Below are 21,325 nucleotides of genomic sequence, written 5' to 3' on the forward strand. Positions count from 1 at the left end.
TTTATTCCTCCTTAAACGATTTTAGATATATTATGTTTGTATTGCTCTCTTCTCACTTGTATAAAGTCTCTTGTGAAGTTAATAAACAACATAGCATCTTTACACTCTTTCTCATTCATCATACAAACTGTTCTTCTATTAAATGCTTTACCTAATATGCAAGTTATTGCACTTTTTACTTGATGCTTTGTTTTATGGTCATCTATAACTTGGTCAAGTTCATGCTCTATTCTTTTACTTAATATAGACCATGGTGTACTCTGTACTTTCATAGCTTCTAATTGAGCTACTCTTGCTTCTAGCATTGCTATTCTTTCTTTGTCTGTCATTTTAAATTTCTCCCCTCTACATATAAATTTTAATTATGGAAAAAATATTTTTGTTGATTATAATCCTATTCTCATAATGCGAATTAATCAGTTAAAAAAATTTCTCGAATATTAAAACTGAATATATCTTCTAATAATAGAGCTTCTCTTACTGTGAATTTTCTTTTTCCATTTTCTTTATCACAATAAGCTCCTGTTGAAAGTCCAAGTTTATCAGCTACTTGCTTTTGAGTAAGTTCTTGTTTCGCTCTTTCTGATTTTAATATATTTTTCTTCATATAATCACCCCAATTCTCGTTTTGCGACTTTCTATGTTATTAGTATAATTCCCATTTTGCGAATAGTCAATACTTTTTTCGAAAAAAAATCTAACTTTGCGAATTTATTACTCAATATGCGTATTTTAGTATATTATATAAACATACAGGAGGTGATTTTGATGTCATTTGATGAAAAGTTAATATTTTCCACAAGATTACGACATGAAAGAGAAAGATTAGGGTTGATGCAAAAGGAGATGGCTCAAAAATTAGATATTCCTCCGAATACATACAATGGGTATGAAACCGGAAAAAGAAGTCCTAATCTAGAAGTAGCTAAACATATCTCGGATACATTAGATATTTCTGTCGACTATCTTCTTGGTCGTACAGATGAAAGAAATCTAAAAAAAGAAAAAACAAAACTAGATGAAAGTATTAAAACAATAGCAGCACATAGAGTTAATCCGTATGAGGATATTTCTGAAGAAGGAATTAATAAAATAAATGAATATATAGAAATGATAAGGATGATGGAGCAAAATAAAAAGTAATAAAATGGGGGTAAGGGATAAGATGCAAAATCTAAAATTATGTAAATTAGAATTAGAAAATATAAAAAATATAAGTTTATTATTCTTAAATAAAAATAATAAATTTGCAGATGGTTATGAACCATTAAAAGCTATTATAGATAAAGATTTATTTCCTAAAATATTAAATATATATAATAATCCAATTGCTACGTTATTATCTAACCCTGTATTTGAAGAGTTTAGTTATGACGGTAAGGATGATGGAACAATACAATGTCTAGGCAAAGATGATCCTCAGTTGAATACTCAAGTTCTTTTTAAATTACTAACAAAAAGTATTCAAGAAATAAATTCTTCAAATGTAGATACTATTTCTAACTTAGATAGTGTAATGTCTAGCTCAAGCTTATATGCATTTGTATTCAATTTAAACGATGATTCTACATTTACAATAGTTAGAAAAATTTATAGTTCAAATTACTTAGATAAGAATGGAGTATTTTTCTTTAAGAAGTCTAGGCTTAATACATTAAAAGAAAATTTATTTTCAATAGATTCTAAAATAGACTTTATACTTTATAAAGATTTCATTTATATACTTGGAAAATATAATTTTGAAACTTTATTTTCTTATAACTATCATTACCAAAATAAAGCTAATAATTTATTAGTCACTCTTGAAGATTCTAATATACTAGAAAATTATAAAGAATTTAAAGAAGATTGTTTAGATAGGCGTTCTATTGTAAAAAAATTAGCTATTTTAGAAGCATCTGGAGATATAAATTCTTTCTTAAATAAACTAGATAATAATCCTAAATTTATTCAAGATACTATAAAAAAATATAATTTAAATATTACTTTAAATTCAGAAAATAAAATTATATATAGTGATGTTGCTACGCTTTCAGAAATTATAAATTTAATTTCTGAGAATTATTTTGTTAGTGATATAACACAACGAAAATGTTTAGCAAATAGAAAAACATATCTTACAGATAATAAACCTAAAAAAAAATCTAGAACTAGAAAGAAAAAATAAAATTTAAAGTTTTATTAATTTAATTATGTTAATATTATATTTATGAGGTGATTTAAATGAAAAATATAACTAAATGGATTTTATTTATTTCTTCATACATTCCTTTATTTATAATATTAATTTTTACTAATATCGATTTTAATAAAACCTTAAATTCAATTAATTTAATATTATCAGGCAACTTTAAGATTATATTAAAAAATATTACTTTTGTAGATTTATATTTATGGCTATTAATTACTATCTGTATTGTATGCTTAATTCTAGTCAAATGCTTAATTATACAATCTAGAGGATTTGAGTATAATAAAAAAATTATTAATATAGAGCCAAGTAATAGTTCTGTTTTAGAATACTTCGTTACATATTTATTAACATTTTCGTCTTCTAGCTTTTCTTTTAAAGAAATTGTAGTATTTTGGTTTATATTATATATAATAGGACATTTATACATAAAAAATAATAACTTTTATATAAATCCTACATTATATCTAATGTTCAGATACAATATTTATATTGTAGAGACAAATAACGAAAAAAAATGTTTTGTTCTATCAAGATTAAATGAATATGAATTTAATAGTTATATAAACAAAGATATAAATCTTACTATATTATCTGAAGGATTTAATGGAAATATATATCTTTATAAATAAGAGCAGAATCCCTGCTCTTTTATTTGAATCCTATACCGAACATACATTTCATTTTGCGATACATATATTCTTAATAAAGGGGATAAATATGACAAAATTAGATATGCTATACAACTTAGCAAATAAGCACAATATACAAATACATTTTTTTGACTTAACAATTACTGGGTGTTTAGGGTTAAATATAGAAAAAGAAAATATGCCTAGTATGATTTTCTTAGATAATTCTTTGAAAAAAGATAAAAATAAACATATAGAAGTTCTAGCAGAAGAGCTAGGACATTTCTTTACTAGTGTTGGAATTAGTGTTGGTAATATAAAAACATATTCGGATAAATTAGAACTCAATAAAGTTGAAAATAAAGCTGATAAATGGGCTACTAATTTTTTAATAACTGATGAAGAAATTATAAATTTGATTAATAAAAATATAACTGATATCAACGAAATGGCTGAAGTCTTAAGTGTTCCCTATGAAATAGTTCTAAAAAAACTTAAGAATTTATCTATTACAAAACAATATTTAGATTTAGGAAACGGAAAATATTTAATGCTAACTAATTTTCCAAATTTAATAATTTATCAGGATATACTTTAAGGAGGTTTGACATGAATAACTATAACATCAAAAGCTCTTTTATAAGAAAAAGAGGAAATAATTATAACGTCTATATAGAATATATAGATGAAAATAATAATCTAAAGCAAAAGAGCTTAGGAAAATATAGCAATAAAAAAGATGCTGAAAAACATCTAATTGATCTAAAAAGTTCTATAAATAATAACAAGTTTATTGTACCAAAAGATATTACATTAGTCGATAGATGCATTAAATTTGTTAATGATCATAAAGAACAGATGTCAATTAATACTATTAAATCAAGAAAAACGTGTATAAGAGACATACAGGAATTCTTTAAAGATACAAAGTTAAATGAAGTTACTATATATCAAGCTCAAACATTTTGCAATGAGCTTTGTAAAAAATATAAGCTATCTACTGTTAAAAATAGAGTTGGGTTTCTAAATACAGTCTTGAAGGAAGCTTATCGAATGAGAGAGATAAATGAAAATATAGCTTCTTTCATTGAAATTAAGAAAAAAGAAGCTAAGTTTAAATCAGAAGTTTTTGATAAAGAAGAAATAAAAAAAATAGTTACGTTACTAGAAGGTAATGTAATAGAACTACCTATTTTATTAATGATGACAATGGGTCTTAGATATGGTGAAGCTTGTGGTCTTAGATGGTGTGATATAGATTTTATAAATAATACTATAAGCATAGAAAAAAATCTTATATATACTAAAGAAACAGGTTTTATATTAAAAGATCCTAAGACATTTGAATCTAAAAGGAAACTCACTGCTCCACCTCAATTAATGTCTAAATTAAAAAAAGAACATTTAAGACAAAAGAAATTGAAATTACAAGGAGTTTTAGAAAACGAGTTAGATTTAGTATGTTTAAATGATTATTTACATTATTGGCATAATGCTAATTTAAGAAAAGCATTTTTAAAACTGTTAGATATTGCAAATATAAAACATATAAGATTACATGATTTAAGGCATACTAATGCAACAATGCAATTAGCAGCTGGTGTTAGTATAAAAGTTATGTCTAAGAGATTGGGTCATACAGATATCAAGACAAGTTTAAATGTCTATTCTCATGTACTAGATGAAATGGACAAGGATGCATCTGATAAGATAGCTGACGTTATGTTTAAATAATTGTCAGTTGTCAGTTGACTGTCAGTTGAGCATATGGAAACACACTCTAACCAAGTATTTTACACTCTGCTCAACTGAAGTTATATACTAGTTTATACAATTTAAGTCGAGTACATTCTTGATATGTTGTAGACTAACAGTATATACAGTTAGTACAGTTTTGTAAATATATAATTTAAAGTAAGTTAACAAAACACTTTATAAATATAACTATTAGTAGTCCTATTTATTGTATAAAACAAATTCTAAATTTAAATATGCAATTAGCTAAATATAAATAAAAGACTAGGATATCCTAGTCTTTTATTTATATTTATTTAATATTTTTAACTTTAAATATTAAATCAAGAGAGAATTTTAAAATCAATTCAATCTTTTTATTAATAATAGTATATGCATTAGTTTTTCTATTTATATTTTATATAGTAATTGACAAATAAAGTTAGCTACAATAGTTAATATCTTCTTTTGTAGTATCATTTTTAATTCCTATATCTGATGCTATAACCGTTATTATATTCACAATTATAAATACACTAAATCCTATTCTGTATCCTAAAACAGTATCTGTACTACTTTGTATAATAAATGCTATTATTAAATTTATAAGCCCGCTACCTGTAAATTCTGATGTATTTACTATACTAGTAGATAATCCAGAATACTTTTCTTCATTTTTATATTTAACATCATTAAAAGCTTGCAAATGCCCCATGTTTATACATCCAATTATAAAAAATGCTATAGGTAGTATTATTATAGGCGGTTTCACTTTACATAATATAATTATATATCCCCATATTAATATATTTATAAATGCTCCTATTTTTAATATATTAAATTTACTGCATTTTATCTTGTTAAACAAAAAATTCATAAACATAGAGCCCACTACAAATCCATATGTAAAAAATGATATTATAAAAGCTGATACACTTTTACTTACGTTATATACATCAGTTATATAAGTAACACCCCATAAACTTGTAAATGCAGTAGATATCCCAACTAAAGAAAATAATATAAGTGAGTTATACCATGTTGATTTATTAGTAAAAACTGACTTTAGTCCATCTTGTAATCTAATTTTTTCTGCTTGTTCTACCTTTAAATCCACATTAAATCCATAATCCTTAGGAGTATTCCTAACTATTAAATATATACTTATTCCTATTGCTATACCTACTACACCAATTAGTATAAATGAGTTTCTCCACCCTATATAATCATTTAAATATACTAATGGAAATGTTGCAAATACTGTTCCCAAATTCCCTATAAATGCAAACTTAGCTGTTATAGATGGAAACTCTTCCTTTTTAAACCAATTTCCTTGAACCTTAAACATAGCAAGCAGTATTACAGATGTACCAATACCAACCATAATTCTAGATAGATATGCTAAATAAACATTGTTCATAGTTCCAAATAGTATAGATCCAACTCCTGATATAATCATACCTACACTACTTATCTCTCTTGCTCCATATCTATATATTAAAATTCCTGCTGGTATTTGCATAAGTGCATAAATATATAAAGATAGTGATGCTATATTAGATATTTGCAACTGACTAAAACCTAGTTCTTTAGATAAATTGTCTGTAACAACTGCTGTAGATAACCTTAGAAATAGTACTAATATGAATGAAAAAGTAAGTATCTACCATATACTCCATTTTACTGTTAGATAATTTTTTCTCATATAATCCCCCTGTATTTAGTTTTAAGTTTCATGTAGATTTTACCATATCTATTATTTAATATGGTAAAAATCTTTATTACTAGGTTCATATAATGCTTCTGAATTTCCACTGTGTCTAAACTTAGACATCTCTTCATATATCTTAACCCTAGCTTCATTTATATCTCCAATAGGCCTATGTTCTATTAAACTATGCCCTGGAGAAAATGATAAGTTTTCTGCTAATTTATATCTTTCCTTTGTTGCAAATATTTGAATAGGAATTTTTAGCGTTGCTACTTTTACTATTTTTGATTTTTTTATATCCCATGTTATAGATGCATCATTTGTAGGCATTTCATTTTCATTTGTTTGAATTTGTATCAGAAAATCAAATGTTGCCTCATGTTTTTTCAGATGATTTTGCATATTTTCACTTAAATAAGTAGCAGTTAAATTTTTAGGAAGTTTACTTTTATATGTGGATGTTGGAATTAATATATATTTTACAATCTTATCTCCAAACATATATGGTGTAGTACTAAAGTATCTTACATCAAGAGGACTTGTTTCATGCTTCATATTTTTTATTAAATTTAATATCTTTACTAACTTTCCTTGAATTAATAGTTCTCCTCCAAATATTAATGTATTTGATTTTGTCATATAATAAATTGCATCATGAAATAACTTTAATGTTCCAATGGGCATTATGTTAGTATTTATAAGTAAAAAATCTTGCGTACCACTTTCGTTAGACTCACATTTTTCTCCATCTACACCTAGTAACTTTATAGCAAATCCTCTAATGTCTTTTGAATTATCTCCTTTAGTTTTTGGATTAGAATTTGATATTCGTATAAATGCATTATATGTTTTAGGGCTTTTAAATACTCCTATTTTATACTCTTTTGGTAAGTTTTCATTTACTATAAATTGTGCTTTTAATAAACCTAAACACTTAGAATGTGCTTCTCTTTTTATATGATTTTTTTTATAATCTTTTTTTGTTTTCTCTTTTAACATATTTATTATATTTTCTGTTAATTCTTCATTAGTATATTTTTTCAATTTAATTTCTCCTTATATAATTTAAACTTTAATAATTAGATTATGCTTAAAATTTAAATTATATATACTTTTATAAGTTTTTTTGTTTTGTGAATATTTTTATTTCTACTAGGATATGTGTATTTTTATATTAAGAATTCTCATATAAAAATACAAAGAGCTATAACCATATATTATTTATAGTCATAGCCCTTTGTATTAAAATTTATTTTTAATAAAGCTTATCATATTTTCTTTATTTTCTTCAAGTTGCTTAACTCTATTAACATTAGCTCCTGATGGATGAGGAAATCCAATTAAAATTTGATTTTCACCTATAATTCCATCATCTTTTAATTTTAATAATACTTCCTCCACTGCTCTGCCTAATGGTATTAGTAATACTTCTTTATAGTTCTCTATTTTCTTAAATTCATCTACAAAATTTTCATATATATATTTCATTAAAAATTCACTTTTAATTAGCTTTGGTGTATGCCCCGTATAGTTTTCTTTTTTTACAAACACAGGGTATGGAATAAGAGATACTGTATGTAGTAAATAGTCCTTCTCTTCAAATATTTCACTTACACTTTCTATATGTAGTGCTTCATTTAACTTTATATCATTTAGCATATTAATTATATTCTTTCTTAAGCTACCACTAAATCTAGCTGCAACTTTACATCTATATTGAACCTCATTAATATCATCTGTAAATTCTAACTCTTTTCTAGCTGTTGATATAGCTGTACTCATTTGCTGAAATCCAGGAGTTATACCTACAATAAATATTTTTGCCTTTTGATTAAAATATTCATTATGTGGAGCATAATATATCTCTATATTATTTTCTTTCTCAATAAGAAAATCTTCTATTAATAATTCTTCTTTTGTATATTTATCTTTTATAGGTAGCTTTTTTATTATATCTTTATAATCATATAATGTTTTTTTCATATTCACCTCTTTGTTAAAATAAGATTTATTATTTTATATTTTTTATACCCTATAATAAAATAAAGTGAGCATTTAGCTCACTTCTTAATTAATATATTTTCCATTTATTTCGCTAAATATTCTATACTTCTTTTCACTTCTATATGAACAAAGTAAAAATAAGAGTGTAATTAACCCATTACATATTATTATACTTACTATATCATCAGTTATAAGTAAAGGTCTATAGCATTTTGCTGCAAATAATATAACATATGCTAAAACTATTATTTCTATAAAAAGTCCCATTTGAACTCGTCTAAATACATTATTCTCTTCGTCTTCTTGATAATTAAAAATTTGTTTTATAAAACCTTTATAAAAATATATAGCTTGCTTAAAAAAACGTATTGAGTACGCAGTAAAACCAAATAAAAATCTAATTGCTATATATAAGTATGCATATGGTTGTTGAGTGAATTTTAATAGTAATATAAATATTATTGGATCTAATATTAAAAATGCTATACCTCTTTTCTTTAGCTTCTTTTCATCAAATCTAAATTTTATCTTACTCATAGCTGTCTCCTACCTTATGTTGAATTTAAACTTTTTTTATTAAATATTACTACTTATATCAATATTTTAATTAAACAAATCAATTTAAGTTTAATTATAGATTATATCAATTTATAAATTTTTAGCTTACAAAAAATTTATAAATAGTTTTTTGAATATATTTTTCACCTTTATCTAATAAAGAAGCTTCTATAAAGCACATATTTCTTCCTATTGGTGCTGCTTGTGTTTCAAAACATATTCCATATCTTCTTTGAGTTTTATTACCATTGTAAAGTTCTACATCATCAGGGAAATTCATACTGTATATAACTACACAATCTTTGTCTGTATCAATTATCATATTTCTTCCTGATATTATATCATTTAGTTTTATTTGATTTTTAGTGTCATTTAATATAAATGCATGATCATAACCACATCCAATTTGAATTTGTTTATTATTATCGTCTATTCTCTCTCCTATTAGCATTTCTTTAGTAAAATCAAATGGAGTATTTTCTACGCTTATTTTTTTACCTGTTGGTACACAAGTTTCATCAAGTTCTAATATATAATCACAGTCTACTTTTAAGTATTCATCTGTTATCGGCCTTTTTATATTTCCACTTAAATTAAAATAGCTATGGTTAGTCATATTAACTAATGTAGTTTTGTCACTTATAGCTTCATAAGTTTGCTCTATTTTATAATCTTCATATATTTTGAAAGTTACACATAAATCTAAATTTCCTGGATAATTTTCTTCCATATCTAAAGACTTAGTATATAATTTCAAAATTACATTATTTTCTTCTTCTAATATTTTTACATCCCAGATTTTAGAATTAAATCCTTTGTCTCCTCCATGCCCTTGATGAGGATTATAATTTTTAGCTAAGTCATAATCGACTCCATCTATAGATATTTTTCCTTCACAAATTCTACCTGAAGTTCTTCCTATTATTGCTCCAAAGTAAGATGGATTTTGTATATAGCTTTCTATATCTTTATACCCTACTACAATATTTTCTAAATTTCCATTTTTATCTGGTGTTATTATTTTAGTTATTATCCCACCTAAATTAAGTATTTCTACTTCAAACCCATTATCAAATCTTACATTATACGATATTATCTCTTTATTATCTATATTTTTTAGTAATGTTTTTGTTAAGTTCATTACCATATCTACCCCCTATTAATTATATAGTTACATATTATCACATCATATATATATTATACAATAATCTATAAAGTCTTAGCATATTTTTACTATTTTATATCTTACTATTATTAATAGTTACCTTATATTTTTAATCTGTATACTAATTACAAAGTCTTCATTTTATCTATTAATTTTCTCAAACTTTAAGACTAATTATATTGATAACATCATAAAGTAATTATTTTAAAAGTTATAAATATATATAATATAGAATTTATTTATCAAGCTATAATTATAAAATTTGTTAGGAGGATTTTAATTTAAATAATGTTATAGAAACTATAAATAATAGAGTCTCTTTGAGAGTATATAAGGATACTCCTATATCTGATGAAGACTTAAAGATAATACTTAACAGCGCTATAAAAGCACCTACTGCAGGAAATATGATGATGTATTCTATTTTAAAAATAAAAAGTGATAAAACAAAAGAAAAATTAAGTGTAACTTGCGATAATCAACCTTTTATAAAAAATGCACCTCTTATTCTTATATTTTTGGCTGATGTTAATAAGTGGTTTAACTATTTCAAAGTTTGTGGTGTTGATGATATAAAAGGCCCAGGATTAAACGATTTAATACTTGGTATAAATGATGCACTAATAGCCGCACAAAATGCAGTTATAGCTGCAGAAAGCTTAGGAATTGGAAGTTGCTATATAGGAGATATTATGGAAAATTATGAAATCCATAAAAAACTATTAAATTTACCAAACTACACGTTCCCTGCTTGTATGCTTACGCTTGGATATTATCCTGATAATTATAAGCGCAATTTTAGAGATAGATTTGATAGTAATTTTGTTGTATTTGATGAAGTTTATGAAGATTTAAATATGGATAAGTTAAAAGATATGTTTACTGTTAAAGAAAATAATATGCCTAAGACTAATTCTTGTAAGGCTAAAAATTTTGGTGAGCTTATATATAAGAAAAAAATCGACTCTGCTTTTTCTAAAGAAATGAATAGATCTATAATTGAAAATATTAAATGTTTTATTGATGAAAAATAATATCTATAAATTTTAATAAATTTAAAAATACCCATATTTTATATTTAACGACATGTGGGTATTTTTAAATTAACCTTAAATAATTATACAAAATAGGCCTTAATAATTACAACTAAGATCTATAATATTAGCTTCATTTATATATTTTTCTATTATATATGTAGATAAGTCAAAATAACTTATACATTTATCAAGTATAGCTGCATCACTAGTAACTACCCTATCTAAATTTTCTAAAATCACATCTGCATTATTAACTAAAATTACTTCTGTTTTTATATTGTATAAATTTAATATATCTAGTATTTTTAATTTTAAGTTACCAGAATTAGATACAGGAGAATCTAAGTAAAATATTACACTTGGAACACTTTTTTCATCTAAAAACTTTCCTATTAATTCTATTGCATAATCTGTTTTATCAATAAGTTTATATGTTCCTCTCAATCCTGCTAAATCTCTAATGCATCCATCGCTTCCTCTTATTAAAGTACCTTTAGATAATGCTACTTCTAATGTAATTATAAGATTAAATCCATCTATATAGATAGTATCCTCATTTATTTTATTTACATCAAGTAATTTGGATTTTCTAAGTAACTTTTTACCTTCTGTACATATAGCCCTTTTAAGTGCATTTCTTTGTCGTAATGAAAATTGGTATCTATCTCCTACAAAATTTACAACAGAATCTATTTTATAATCTCTATTTATTAACCATTCTATTTCTTCTTTAGCTTTTGATAATTTTATTATTTCTTTATTAGAAAACCATTTTTTATCATTTATATCAAATCCTCTTTGAAATACTTTGCTCATATTATCTACCATCCTATTATAAGTAAATTTAATATTTTAGAATTTTATTTATAGTTTTTAATTATAGAATATAAAACAGGCTAATTTTAAATAACCTAATCATTATTTAAACTCAGCCTGTTTTATATTATTCAGATATTCTTTTAGTTTCAATTACATTATTTTCTTTATTTATCTTTAATATCATAGAACATGATAGTACTAATCCTATATAAGCTATTATAGTATATATTATAGTAGTTATCCATCCAACAGTCCAACCAAAATTGTCTATTGTTGCACCAAATATAGGGCTACCTATTGCAAATCCTAAAGCGAAAAATATTTGTATTATTCCAAGTATTGCACTATATTCTCTGTCTCCAAATAATACACCAGTCATATATGATGGTCCCATAATATATGCAAATAAAGATATACCAAAACATATTGGGAATACATATCCAAGGAAATTCATATTCGGTATAAATATTAAACATAAGCATGCTATTACAACTAATATTCCTGCAAAAGAATATGATTTAGCTAATCCAAGTTTATCAAATAACATACCACCTAAAATTGAACCAAATATTGAAAATAATCCAAACATAGAAGCTATTCTTGCTGATGGTATTAATAGTATCCCTGCCTCTTCTATACTTTGTAAATATGCTATAAATTGTAATGCTACACCAGAAACATAGAATCCAACAAATATAAAAGATATTCCTATCATCCAAAATTGTGGCATTTTAGTAGCTTCAGAAACTGTATATCCCCAACTTATATGGTGTGTAGCATTTTCATCGCCTTTTTTCTTTTTAGGAATATTAGCTTCTAGTTCTTCCTTAGATTTTGGCATTCTTACAAAGAATATTGATAGTATTAGTGATATAACTAAAGCAATTGCTCCAAATCTTATATAAGCACCTTTATACCCTATTGCTGGATCAGATAACCATTTACCCGCTATCATTTGTAAAAATATATTACCTAAGCCACCACCTGAAAATGCAATCCCCATTGCAGTTCCTTTATTAACCTTAAACCAAGCATTTATAAGAGTTGGAACTCCTATAGATGACATTGTTGCTACACCAACTTGTACTATTCCTGCTAATATATAATAAGCAATTAGATGGTTTCCTGCAAATGCAAATGCCATAAATCCTACACCAACTAAAATAGAAGCAATTATATAAAGTACTTTTACATTAACCTTTGTAAATAGTTTACCTATAAATGGAGAACAGACAGCTGATATTATAGTTCCAATAGTAAACATTAATGAAAATGATGCAAAACTAAAACCTTCTGCCTTTACTACATAGTTTATAAATGTAGGCGGTAAATTTGACCCTACCCCAAACGGTATTGCTTGAACAAGTAAACATACAGCAACAATTACCCAACCATAAAAGAATTTTTTTTGTTTATGGCTTTCGTTTATACCCATAATTTCAAATCCTCCTTACTAAAAATATATTACTATGAAATAATATTGTATATAATTGATAAGTTTTATAAGCAATAAATTATTTCAACTATATTTATATCTTTAGCAATAATGTAAAAAAAATGTATATTTTATATTTATTATTTCTTTTTTTAATAAAAAATAGCAATACATTACATATATTACAATGTAATGTATTGCTATTTTTATTTTTTTAATTAACCTATTTATATTTAACAATGAAAGTAGTAAATACTATACCGATAATACCGCCAGTCGAGTCTATCATTACATCTCTAAACTCACCACTTCTTCCAGGTATGAATAATTGATGAAATTCATCACTACATGCATATAAAAATGTACCTAAAAATGCAATTATTATTGCTTTTTTTATATTGTCTTCATATACTGACATGAATAAAAATATTGCTAAAATACAGTATGAAAACATATGAGCACATTTTCTTACTATAAACTCACCTATATTAATACTTGTAAGATAGTCCATTATATTACCTATTATTGGCAATTTGCTTATAATATTTATTGTATTTCCAGAATGAATAGATGATATTGATGCTGGTTGATTCGACATATAAAATATTACACCCATCCATATTATAGCTAATGCTATACAAATCTTCTTTCTCATAATAATTCCCTCTTTTTTAATTTACCTATAAAAATTCGCTTCGCTAGAATGATATATTGGCGAACTATTTTGTATTCATCTGCTACTTAAAATTATATCATAAATTTTAATAATTTCCAAAAAAATGGTAAAAAAATAAATACTGTATCTTAGTAATTTAATCTATCTAAATTACTAAGATACAGTTATTTTTACAATGAATAAACATCAGAAAATTCTATATTACACTTATCCATTATTGAGTGTTCTTCTATAGAATATATTTTTATATCATCTTCATTATCTATTGTTTTTATAGGAAGATAAAAAATAAATTCTACTCCTGATTCAACTTCAGTGTTAAGCCAAATCTTACCTCCATGTGCTTCCACTAAACACTTAACTAAATATAGTCCTATTCCACTACCTTCATTTTGTCTTCTTGTATGGTTTTCTATTTGAACAAATTTATTAAATATTAATTGTGCATCTTTTTTTGATATACTTGGCCCATCATTTTTTAAATGAATATACAATTTTTCTTCTTCTTGCTTCACTTTAATATCTACTTCTATTTGACCATTATCATTTATAAATTTCAAGGAATTTGAAATTAAGTTTAACATTATTTTTTCTATATAACTAGGTCTACAAGCTAAAATTACCTCTTCTTCTTCTGTGTCAAAAACTATACTTCTTTCAGTATTTTTTATATAATCTGCTGCAGATAAAACTATATCCTCAACTACGCTAATAATATTATAGTTATGCATTTCTAATGTATCATGTTTATTATCAAACTTAGTTGAGTCTAAAATATTATTTACAAGCCTTAATATTCTATATCCATTCTGTTTTAAAATCTTTAAATAGTTAATTATTTTTTCTCTATCCAAGTTAAAATCATTGTTTTCAATTGATGATAATAGTAACTTTGATATCATTAATATTATATTAATAGGTGTTTTAAACTCATGAGACATATTCTCTAAAAAGTTCACTTTTACCATTTCAGATTCTATAGCTTCTTCTAGTATATCAATTTCATGTTCTAGGTTCTTAGCTCTTTCTTGCGATTTATATAACTTTTCTTTTAATTCATTTTTTAATTCTATATTAATAAAAAAATTACTAATTCTATGTAATACATCATATATAAACCCATCATGTGTATCTATACATTCATCTTTTGTATCTATACATTCATCTTTATTTTCATAATATATATACATAACACCAATTAATCTACCATCTATCTTCAAAGGCATTACTTTAAATATAGAGTTTTCATTTATTTCTACTTGAGGATCATATATTTTTCTAAATTCATAATTTAATTTATTATTTATATCTATTTTAAGCTTACTATCATATAATTCTGAAAATTCTTTGTAATTTATATTTATACTAGAGTTTTTTAAGAAAATATTTTTTTTATCACAACTTATGTATAAATTTAGCCTTTCTTTTGATTCATCAATAAAAAATAAATCTATATTAGTACTTTTAATCATATTATTTAAATTTGATAATATTCTAGATATTGACTGTATATATTCTATATTTTTATCTTCCAATTTTTGTGATTCATTAGATAAATCTTCTAATTCTTTATTTATATATTTACTATAAATAACTTCATTTGCAAGACCACCAGTTAATTTTACATTATCTTCAGAATCTTTGATAGGGAATTTATAAACTCTATAGCAATTATCTTTATTCATATCAAATTCATCTTCATAAAATAGTGCTTTTTTTTCTTGTATAACTTGATCATCTGTTAATTTACATTTTTCCCAGAATTCCTTAGACCTAATTTCCATGTCAGTCTTTCCTATTATATCTTCTTTTTTTAGACCTAATTTATTTGCTCCTTTTTGATTTATATATACATGCCTACCCTCTTTATCTTTTAACCAAATTTCATATGGTACATATTCTAATAAATTTTCTAAATCTTCTATTGTGTATAATCTTTCTCTATTTTGGTATTTAATATCCATTAAATCCCCTCTTTTCTTAACCTTAGTAATAATTTTATAATTAATTATATTATTTTAACTTGTTATGCTAATTTAATATGATTTGTAATATAGTTGCTTTTATAGCTCTACAATTACATTTGACCATTTTTAGATTTTTTCTTTTTCTTTAACTTAACATTAGGTTCGCTTGGTAAACCAAATTTAGGAATAAATCTGTCCAAACCAGTTAATGTTAATATAAGTATAGATCCAACAGCAACAAATGACATTACATTGTATTTAATTATATCCGTTGCTACAAATTGATGTAGAGGATACACTGCTGATAAAATTCCTAAATAAAAACCTATGTAAACATGCCAAGGTATTAATTGAGATCCAAATACACCTAAAGCATCTGAGAATGTAGCATTTCTTAAACGTAACTTGTACATATCTTCTTCACTAGCTTCTACATTATTTTCAACTAATTCTCTAGTTATAGGACCGACAGTGACTATTTGTGCCATTTCATCAGATAAAGCAGCATTTCCTACTATACATAATAGTCCATTCATAAACATTAATTGTCTTACGTTCTTAGCACACTTCATAACAGCATTTGATAATGGGGCGAATGCATTCATTTTAGACATTACTCCACCAAATGCTCCAACCCACATCATCATTACTATAACCCAAGAACCTGCTCCTTCAAATCCTACATATATTAAGTTTAAGAAAGAACTTAAAGATTCTACAGTTCCAGCAAAGCTTCCAAATATAAATGATGAAACTATACCTACTGCTAAACATAATAATGTTGGTAATCCTTTTATTGCAACTAATAAAACAAGTGCTAATGGAATCGCCATATAATATGGAACGCCTTCTTTAACTTGATTAAGTAAATCTACCGCAGACGCTCTTTCAATAGCTAAAGCCTCCATAACTTCTGTAGGTATTGCATCTATAGCAATACTAGCATTTGCAACTTCAGTTGGTAACCCCATAGTATTACTTATTATAAATATTATAACAGCTGAAATAATTAAGCAACCTATTGACCAAAATCCTTGAGATCTGATTCTATCGATTACTTCAACATCTTGAATACCAGAACTTACAACTGTAGTGTCTGATATAAGACCTATATTATCACCAAAACAAGCTCCACCAGCTATTGAAGCAGTTGTTAATAATATGTTACCCCCTACTATATGGTTTAACCATAAAAATATAGGAGCACATGCTGCAAAAGTTCCCCACGAAGTTCCTGTTGCAACAGATAATATTGACGTAACTAAGAAACCTACTACTGCAACAGTTCTAGCAGTTAATCCTAGGTTAAGTGATATATTAACTATAGATGCACCCACACCCGTAGACATAAATGATTCAGCCATTGCATATGCAAACATTAATATAAAGAAAACTAAGTTCAAATGCTTTACATTATCAACAGCACAGTCAACTAAATCATTAAATTTAAGCTTATCTGTTATACTTGCAACTATAAATGCATATACAGTAGCTATTGGTGCTGCTATTAAGCAGTCCACTCCTGAAATCATTAGACCAGCCAGTACAAATACCGGTGAAAATTTAAAGAGACCAATACAAAATCCCATAAAACTCTCCTCCTTAATATAAAGTATAATTGATAATTTCAATTATAAACATTTTTCGACATTTTTTTCAATGTTTTTGGTAATTTTTATTATATTTTTATTTATTGTTTTAGGATATTTAAGTATATTTATATACTATAAGATGTTTATTGTTTTTATATAAGGGTAATATATTATAAAAATAATCTTATATATAAAGAAAGGAACAGCTATGTTTAGCATATTAGGTTTAATTTTATCATTAATAATTATCATGTATTTAGCATATAAAGGGTACTCAACAATTATCACAGCACCCATAATTGCTATTATAACAATAATTCTTACAACAGGATTTAATGGTCATTTAATGGCTAATTATACAGAAGTTTATATGTCTGGTTTTGCAAACTTTATAAAAAATTACTTCCCACTGTTTATGACAGGTGCTATATTTGCAAAGCTTATGGAAGAAGCTAATTATGCCAAATCTATCGCTCATTTTATTACTCAAAAACTTGGGAAAGATAAATCAATACTTGCAGTCGTATTATCAGGAGCACTTCTTACATATGGAGGAGTATCTTTATTTGTAGTTGCATTTATACTATATCCAATTGCATCTATGTTATTTAAAGAAGCTGATATTCCTAAAAGACTTATTCCTGGAACTATTGCTCTTGGAGCATTTACTTTTACAATGACAGCACTTCCAGGCTCTCCAGAAATCCAAAATGTTATTCCTATGAAATACTTTGGAACTGATACATTTGCAGCTCCTATAATAGGAATAGTTGCTAGTGTTATGATGTTAACTCTTGGTATGCTTTGGCTTACTAAACGTGCAAAATCTGCTAAAGTAAATGGCGAAGGATATGGAAATCACAGTGATAAAAGTATAGAAACAGATTATAGTAATTTACCAAATATATTTAGTGCTATATTACCTATAATAATAATATTTGTTACTAACTTATTTTTCTCAAAGGTCTATTATGAAAATATAGATGGTAGCTACTTAAGTGAATTTGGAACTACTTTAAGTAGTGTATCTGGAACATGGAGTGTTATTATAGCAATTGTTTTAGCAGATGTTTTTATAGTTTTAACTAATTTAAAAAAAATAAAAAATTTAAAGTCAATACTTGATATAGGTGTAACAAATTCTTTTAGACCGTTACTTAATTCAAGTGCAATTGTTGGATACGGAAGTGTCATAAAATCATTAGCTGTATTTGGAGTTATACAGTCATTTATATTTGGTATATCTTCAAATCCAATAATATCTGAAGCTTTATCTGTAAATTTAATATGTGGTCTTACAGCTTCAGCTTCAGGAGGTCTTGGGATTTCACTTGATGCTTTAGCACCTACTTATTTACATATGAGTCAAGCTTTAAACATCTCACCGGAAATTCTTCATAGAATTGCATCTTTATCTTCTGGTGGACTTGATACTCTACCTCACAATGGAGCTGTTATTACAACTCTTGCGATTTGTGGACTTACTCATAAGGAATCTTATAAAGATATTTTTGTTACATCGGTAGTTATACCAATTTTTGTTACGGCTATTATCGTGATTCTTACTTCATTAAGATTTGCAGGTTAAATATATAAAATAATGAAAAGGCTATATATTAAAATTTTTTTAAATTTAATATATAGCCTTTATAATTTTATTTTTCTATTTAAGTCCTTCATATTTTTCTTCAAAGAAGTTATTCAATTTTTTTTAGCGCTATTGCAAGTATATGTTCTTCTTCTTCTGAGAAATTACCCAGCATTGAAGTAATCATTTCTTCATGAAATACTTGATGTTCCCTATAAATATTTTCTCCTTTAGATGTTAAACTTACAAGTACCACCCTTCTATCTTCTTCGGTCCTCTTTCTCTCAACATATCCTTTCTTTATAAGTTTTGTTATAGCTGCACTAAGTGTTCCTACTGTTATTCTCAAATCATGTGCAATTCTCCCATAGTTTTTGCATCTTTTATTCCTACAGCTTCTATGGTATGTATTTCCGTCATTGATAAATCCATCAAATCTATATTTTTAAGGGAATTTTCTTCTATATGTAAAATATCATTAAATAACTGTACCAATAATTTATTTAATAGCTCTTGAGTATTTGTCATTTCATATATTCTCCATTTATTTTATTTTCACTTGTTACTATAATAAATTTTATAATCTGTTTAAGTTGGTACATAATATTTTTAATAAAGTATATCTAAATGCAACCCAAAAGATACTCCTTACTGCATTTCAAAGGCTTTGATAAATGCTGTTAGTGGTGATGTAGAAAATGGACTATTATTCTGTGGTGCTGATGCATACAAAGCTGATAAGCTACGTTCTGTTGATGATGTTATAAGTGAGCTTACTTCTTTATTATAAAATTTTATAAAATTTGCACTATAAAATATTTATTTTTATACAATAAAAGCACTAGCTACTAAGCAAGTGCTTTTATATATTAATATTAGTTTAATCGCTATTTAATTCTGCTATATATATCTACTGGGAACATAAAACCTTTAATGGCTATTTGCTCATTTATACTTTCTCCCTTAATAGACCATACCCTAAACGAGAAATCTTCTCCTTTAATCTTACCTATTTGTTTTTCTAGCTTTAAATCTATTGAGTTATTAACTAATTCACATTTATATTGTTTTTCTCCTAAAGTTAATATGCCCTTATCAGTATCCCATGTATAGGTATCAAGATTTAAGTATCTTACATAGAGTAACACTGTAATAGANCCTTCTATCTTCTTCGGTCCTCTTTCTCTCAACATATCCTTTCTTTATAAGTTTTGTTATAGCTGCACTAAGTGTTCCTACTGTTATTCTCAAATCATGTGCAATTCTCCCATAGTTTTTGCATCTTTTATTCCTACAGCTTCTATGGTATGTATTTCCGTCATTGATAAATCCATCAAATCTATATTTTTAAGGGAATTTTCTTCTATATGTAAAATATCATTAAATAACTGTACCAATAATTTATTTAATAGCTCTTGAGTATTTGTCATTTCATATATTCTCCATTTATTTTATTTTCACTTGTTACTATAATAAATTTTATAATCTGTTTAAGTTGGTACATAATATTTTTAATAAAGTATATCTAAATGCAACCCAAAAGATACTCCTTACTGCATTTCAAAGGCTTTGATAAATGCTGTTAGTGGTGATGTAGAAAATGGACTATTATTCTGTGGTGCTGATGCATACAAAGCTGATAAGCTACGTTCTGTTGATGATGTTATAAGTGAGCTTACTTCTTTATTATAAAATTTTATAAAATTTGCACTATAAAATATTTATTTTTATACAATAAAAGCACTAGCTACTAAGCAAGTGCTTTTATATATTAATATTAGTTTAATCGCTATTTAATTCTGCTATATATATCTACTGGGAACATAAAACCTTTAATGGCTATTTGCTCATTTATACTTTCTCCCTTAATAGACCATACCCTAAACGAGAAATCTTCTCCTTTAATCTTACCTATTTGTTTTTCTAGCTTTAAATCTATTGAGTTATTAACTAATTCACATTTATATTGTTTTTCTCCTAAAGTTAATATGCCCTTATCAGTATCCCATGTATAGGTATCAAGATTTAAGTATCTTACATAGAGTAACACTGTAATAGACATAATAACTAATAATAATATAGATATTACTTTGAAAATCTTTTTCATAGTATATTCCTTTCAAGCTACTTTAGTTTCATCGTAATATATTTACAAATATTTTCCATTAATATTTTATCATATTCAAAAAACTAAACAAAATATTTTATCTAATTTT

27 protein-coding genes are annotated in these 21,325 nt (G+C 25.5%); 9 read left to right on the forward strand and 18 right to left on the reverse strand.

The window, feature by feature from the left end; translation table 11 throughout:
- Positions 1-11: 11 nt before the first annotated feature.
- Complete coding sequence (locus BN7997_RS09160; RefSeq protein WP_071120504.1) at positions 12-329, reverse strand: hypothetical protein; 318 nt, start codon at positions 327-329, stop codon at positions 12-14.
- Positions 330-412: 83 nt separating this feature from the next.
- A complete protein-coding gene (locus BN7997_RS09165) occupies positions 413-607 on the reverse strand; it encodes a helix-turn-helix transcriptional regulator (RefSeq protein WP_071120505.1) in 195 nt (64 codons plus the stop codon).
- Between the two features lie 161 nt (positions 608-768).
- Here BN7997_RS09165 and BN7997_RS09170 point away from each other — a divergent pair, with 161 nt between their 5' ends.
- The 5 genes from BN7997_RS09170 (at position 769) to BN7997_RS09190 (ending at position 4,557) form a co-directional block, all read left to right on the forward strand.
- Entirely contained in the window at positions 769-1,143 is a 375-nt protein-coding gene (locus tag BN7997_RS09170) for a helix-turn-helix domain-containing protein (protein ID WP_195906810.1), read from the forward strand.
- 22 nt (positions 1,144-1,165) lie between these two features.
- Positions 1,166-2,167 (forward strand): Kiwa anti-phage protein KwaB-like domain-containing protein, encoded by a 1,002-nt coding sequence (locus tag BN7997_RS09175; RefSeq protein WP_071120506.1) that lies wholly within the window; start codon positions 1,166-1,168, stop codon positions 2,165-2,167.
- A gap of 56 nt (positions 2,168-2,223) precedes the next feature.
- Positions 2,224-2,823, forward strand: coding sequence for a hypothetical protein (locus BN7997_RS09180; protein WP_071120507.1), 600 nt, complete (start codon positions 2,224-2,226; stop codon positions 2,821-2,823).
- Positions 2,824-2,911: 88 nt separating this feature from the next.
- Positions 2,912-3,421, forward strand: coding sequence for an ImmA/IrrE family metallo-endopeptidase (locus BN7997_RS09185; RefSeq protein ID WP_071120508.1), 510 nt, complete (start codon positions 2,912-2,914; stop codon positions 3,419-3,421).
- A gap of 11 nt (positions 3,422-3,432) precedes the next feature.
- Complete coding sequence (locus tag BN7997_RS09190) at positions 3,433-4,557, forward strand: tyrosine-type recombinase/integrase (RefSeq protein ID WP_071120509.1); 1,125 nt, start codon at positions 3,433-3,435, stop codon at positions 4,555-4,557.
- Between the two features lie 442 nt (positions 4,558-4,999).
- On the opposite strand, the gene BN7997_RS09195 is transcribed toward BN7997_RS09190, so the two are convergent.
- The 5 genes from BN7997_RS09195 to BN7997_RS09215 form a co-directional block, all read right to left on the reverse strand.
- Positions 5,000-6,220: an MFS transporter gene (locus BN7997_RS09195; protein WP_330385895.1), complete on the reverse strand. Its 1,221-nt coding sequence runs from the start codon at positions 6,218-6,220 to the stop codon at positions 5,000-5,002.
- A gap of 93 nt (positions 6,221-6,313) precedes the next feature.
- Complete coding sequence (locus tag BN7997_RS09200) at positions 6,314-7,312, reverse strand: catalase family protein (protein WP_083335070.1); 999 nt, start codon at positions 7,310-7,312, stop codon at positions 6,314-6,316.
- Positions 7,313-7,510: 198 nt separating this feature from the next.
- The gene (locus BN7997_RS09205) at positions 7,511-8,251 is read right to left on the reverse strand and encodes a uracil-DNA glycosylase family protein (RefSeq protein WP_071120511.1); all 741 of its coding nucleotides are present in this window, start codon (positions 8,249-8,251) and stop codon (positions 7,511-7,513) included.
- Positions 8,252-8,335: 84 nt separating this feature from the next.
- A complete protein-coding gene (locus BN7997_RS09210; protein ID WP_071120512.1) occupies positions 8,336-8,809 on the reverse strand; it encodes a hypothetical protein in 474 nt (157 codons plus the stop codon).
- A gap of 121 nt (positions 8,810-8,930) precedes the next feature.
- Positions 8,931-9,971 carry an aldose epimerase family protein gene (locus BN7997_RS09215; protein ID WP_071121402.1) on the reverse strand — a complete coding sequence of 347 codons (1,041 nt, stop codon included), beginning with the start codon at positions 9,969-9,971 and terminating at the stop codon, positions 8,931-8,933.
- 326 nt (positions 9,972-10,297) lie between these two features.
- On the opposite strand from BN7997_RS09215, the gene BN7997_RS09220 reads away from it, so the two are divergent.
- The gene (locus BN7997_RS09220; RefSeq protein ID WP_278335267.1) at positions 10,298-11,029 is read left to right on the forward strand and encodes a nitroreductase family protein; all 732 of its coding nucleotides are present in this window, start codon (positions 10,298-10,300) and stop codon (positions 11,027-11,029) included.
- 99 nt (positions 11,030-11,128) lie between these two features.
- On the opposite strand, the gene BN7997_RS09225 is transcribed toward BN7997_RS09220, so the two are convergent.
- From BN7997_RS09225 to BN7997_RS09245, 5 genes are all read right to left on the reverse strand, one after another.
- Positions 11,129-11,848 (reverse strand): DUF434 domain-containing protein, encoded by a 720-nt coding sequence (locus tag BN7997_RS09225; protein WP_207645585.1) that lies wholly within the window; start codon positions 11,846-11,848, stop codon positions 11,129-11,131.
- A 127-nt stretch (positions 11,849-11,975) separates the two neighbouring features.
- Positions 11,976-13,286 (reverse strand): conjugated bile salt MFS transporter, encoded by a 1,311-nt coding sequence (locus BN7997_RS09230; protein ID WP_071120515.1) that lies wholly within the window; start codon positions 13,284-13,286, stop codon positions 11,976-11,978.
- A gap of 223 nt (positions 13,287-13,509) precedes the next feature.
- Positions 13,510-13,941: a VanZ family protein gene (locus tag BN7997_RS09235; RefSeq protein ID WP_071120516.1), complete on the reverse strand. Its 432-nt coding sequence runs from the start codon at positions 13,939-13,941 to the stop codon at positions 13,510-13,512.
- Between the two features lie 191 nt (positions 13,942-14,132).
- Positions 14,133-15,926, reverse strand: coding sequence for a sensor histidine kinase (locus BN7997_RS09240; RefSeq protein ID WP_071120517.1), 1,794 nt, complete (start codon positions 15,924-15,926; stop codon positions 14,133-14,135).
- Between the two features lie 113 nt (positions 15,927-16,039).
- Complete coding sequence (locus BN7997_RS09245) at positions 16,040-17,518, reverse strand: Na+/H+ antiporter NhaC family protein (RefSeq protein WP_071120518.1); 1,479 nt, start codon at positions 17,516-17,518, stop codon at positions 16,040-16,042.
- 211 nt (positions 17,519-17,729) lie between these two features.
- Here BN7997_RS09245 and BN7997_RS09250 point away from each other — a divergent pair, with 211 nt between their 5' ends.
- Positions 17,730-19,109, forward strand: a complete 1,380-nt coding sequence (locus tag BN7997_RS09250) for a GntP family permease (protein WP_071120519.1) — start codon at positions 17,730-17,732, stop codon at positions 19,107-19,109.
- A gap of 109 nt (positions 19,110-19,218) precedes the next feature.
- Here BN7997_RS09250 and BN7997_RS16330 read toward each other — a convergent pair whose 3' ends face one another.
- Entirely contained in the window at positions 19,219-19,458 is a 240-nt protein-coding gene (locus BN7997_RS16330) for a MarR family winged helix-turn-helix transcriptional regulator (protein ID WP_330385874.1), read from the reverse strand.
- A complete protein-coding gene (locus BN7997_RS16335) occupies positions 19,455-19,637 on the reverse strand; it encodes a hypothetical protein (protein WP_071120521.1) in 183 nt (60 codons plus the stop codon). The genes BN7997_RS16330 and BN7997_RS16335 overlap by 4 nt, the downstream gene beginning before the upstream one ends.
- 139 nt (positions 19,638-19,776) lie before the next feature.
- Between BN7997_RS16335 and BN7997_RS15435 the strand changes: the two genes are divergently transcribed.
- Complete coding sequence (locus BN7997_RS15435) at positions 19,777-19,899, forward strand: hypothetical protein (RefSeq protein WP_330385875.1); 123 nt, start codon at positions 19,777-19,779, stop codon at positions 19,897-19,899.
- 97 nt (positions 19,900-19,996) lie between these two features.
- Here BN7997_RS15435 and BN7997_RS16375 read toward each other — a convergent pair whose 3' ends face one another.
- From BN7997_RS16375 to BN7997_RS15260, 3 genes are all read right to left on the reverse strand, one after another.
- Positions 19,997-20,257 carry a hypothetical protein gene (locus tag BN7997_RS16375; RefSeq protein ID WP_074010968.1) on the reverse strand — a complete coding sequence of 87 codons (261 nt, stop codon included), beginning with the start codon at positions 20,255-20,257 and terminating at the stop codon, positions 19,997-19,999.
- The gene (locus BN7997_RS16450) at positions 20,226-20,360 is read right to left on the reverse strand and encodes a MarR family transcriptional regulator (protein WP_456300063.1); all 135 of its coding nucleotides are present in this window, start codon (positions 20,358-20,360) and stop codon (positions 20,226-20,228) included. The genes BN7997_RS16375 and BN7997_RS16450 overlap by 32 nt, the downstream gene beginning before the upstream one ends.
- A complete protein-coding gene (locus tag BN7997_RS15260; RefSeq protein WP_071120521.1) occupies positions 20,357-20,539 on the reverse strand; it encodes a hypothetical protein in 183 nt (60 codons plus the stop codon). The genes BN7997_RS16450 and BN7997_RS15260 overlap by 4 nt, the downstream gene beginning before the upstream one ends.
- Before the next feature lie 139 nt (positions 20,540-20,678).
- Between BN7997_RS15260 and BN7997_RS15440 the strand changes: the two genes are divergently transcribed.
- On the forward strand, positions 20,679-20,801 hold the full coding sequence (locus tag BN7997_RS15440; protein WP_330385875.1) for a hypothetical protein: 123 nt from the start codon (positions 20,679-20,681) through the stop codon (positions 20,799-20,801).
- A 97-nt stretch (positions 20,802-20,898) separates the two neighbouring features.
- On the opposite strand, the gene BN7997_RS09270 is transcribed toward BN7997_RS15440, so the two are convergent.
- Positions 20,899-21,216: a hypothetical protein gene (locus tag BN7997_RS09270; RefSeq protein ID WP_071120522.1), complete on the reverse strand. Its 318-nt coding sequence runs from the start codon at positions 21,214-21,216 to the stop codon at positions 20,899-20,901.
- Positions 21,217-21,325: the final 109 nt, after the last annotated feature.

The sequence above is a fragment of the Romboutsia timonensis genome, assembly GCF_900106845.1.
In the GTDB taxonomy this organism is placed as follows: domain Bacteria; phylum Bacillota; class Clostridia; order Peptostreptococcales; family Peptostreptococcaceae; genus Romboutsia; species Romboutsia timonensis.

Coding starts and splice junctions, on each gene's coding strand:
- BN7997_RS09210 (WP_071120512.1), bottom strand. CDS start 8,809: ATGAGTAAGATAAAATTTAGATTTGATGAAAAGAAGCTAAAGAAAAGA.
- BN7997_RS09225 (WP_207645585.1), bottom strand. CDS start 11,848: ATGAGCAAAGTATTTCAAAGAGGATTTGATATAAATGATAAAAAATGG.
- BN7997_RS09240 (WP_071120517.1), bottom strand. CDS start 15,926: ATGGATATTAAATACCAAAATAGAGAAAGATTATACACAATAGAAGAT.
- BN7997_RS09250 (WP_071120519.1), top strand. CDS start 17,730: ATGTTTAGCATATTAGGTTTAATTTTATCATTAATAATTATCATGTAT.
- BN7997_RS09185 (WP_071120508.1), top strand. CDS start 2,912: ATGACAAAATTAGATATGCTATACAACTTAGCAAATAAGCACAATATA.
- BN7997_RS09190 (WP_071120509.1), top strand. CDS start 3,433: ATGAATAACTATAACATCAAAAGCTCTTTTATAAGAAAAAGAGGAAAT.
- BN7997_RS09175 (WP_071120506.1), top strand. CDS start 1,166: ATGCAAAATCTAAAATTATGTAAATTAGAATTAGAAAATATAAAAAAT.
- BN7997_RS15260 (WP_071120521.1), bottom strand. CDS start 20,539: ATGACAAATACTCAAGAGCTATTAAATAAATTATTGGTACAGTTATTT.
- BN7997_RS09205 (WP_071120511.1), bottom strand. CDS start 8,251: ATGAAAAAAACATTATATGATTATAAAGATATAATAAAAAAGCTACCT.
- BN7997_RS09245 (WP_071120518.1), bottom strand. CDS start 17,518: ATGGGATTTTGTATTGGTCTCTTTAAATTTTCACCGGTATTTGTACTG.
- BN7997_RS09170 (WP_195906810.1), top strand. CDS start 769: ATGTCATTTGATGAAAAGTTAATATTTTCCACAAGATTACGACATGAA.
- BN7997_RS16335 (WP_071120521.1), bottom strand. CDS start 19,637: ATGACAAATACTCAAGAGCTATTAAATAAATTATTGGTACAGTTATTT.
- BN7997_RS09215 (WP_071121402.1), bottom strand. CDS start 9,971: ATGAACTTAACAAAAACATTACTAAAAAATATAGATAATAAAGAGATA.
- BN7997_RS09270 (WP_071120522.1), bottom strand. CDS start 21,216: ATGAAAAAGATTTTCAAAGTAATATCTATATTATTATTAGTTATTATG.
- BN7997_RS09160 (WP_071120504.1), bottom strand. CDS start 329: ATGACAGACAAAGAAAGAATAGCAATGCTAGAAGCAAGAGTAGCTCAA.
- BN7997_RS09180 (WP_071120507.1), top strand. CDS start 2,224: ATGAAAAATATAACTAAATGGATTTTATTTATTTCTTCATACATTCCT.
- BN7997_RS09230 (WP_071120515.1), bottom strand. CDS start 13,286: ATGGGTATAAACGAAAGCCATAAACAAAAAAAATTCTTTTATGGTTGG.
- BN7997_RS09165 (WP_071120505.1), bottom strand. CDS start 607: ATGAAGAAAAATATATTAAAATCAGAAAGAGCGAAACAAGAACTTACT.
- BN7997_RS09235 (WP_071120516.1), bottom strand. CDS start 13,941: ATGAGAAAGAAGATTTGTATAGCATTAGCTATAATATGGATGGGTGTA.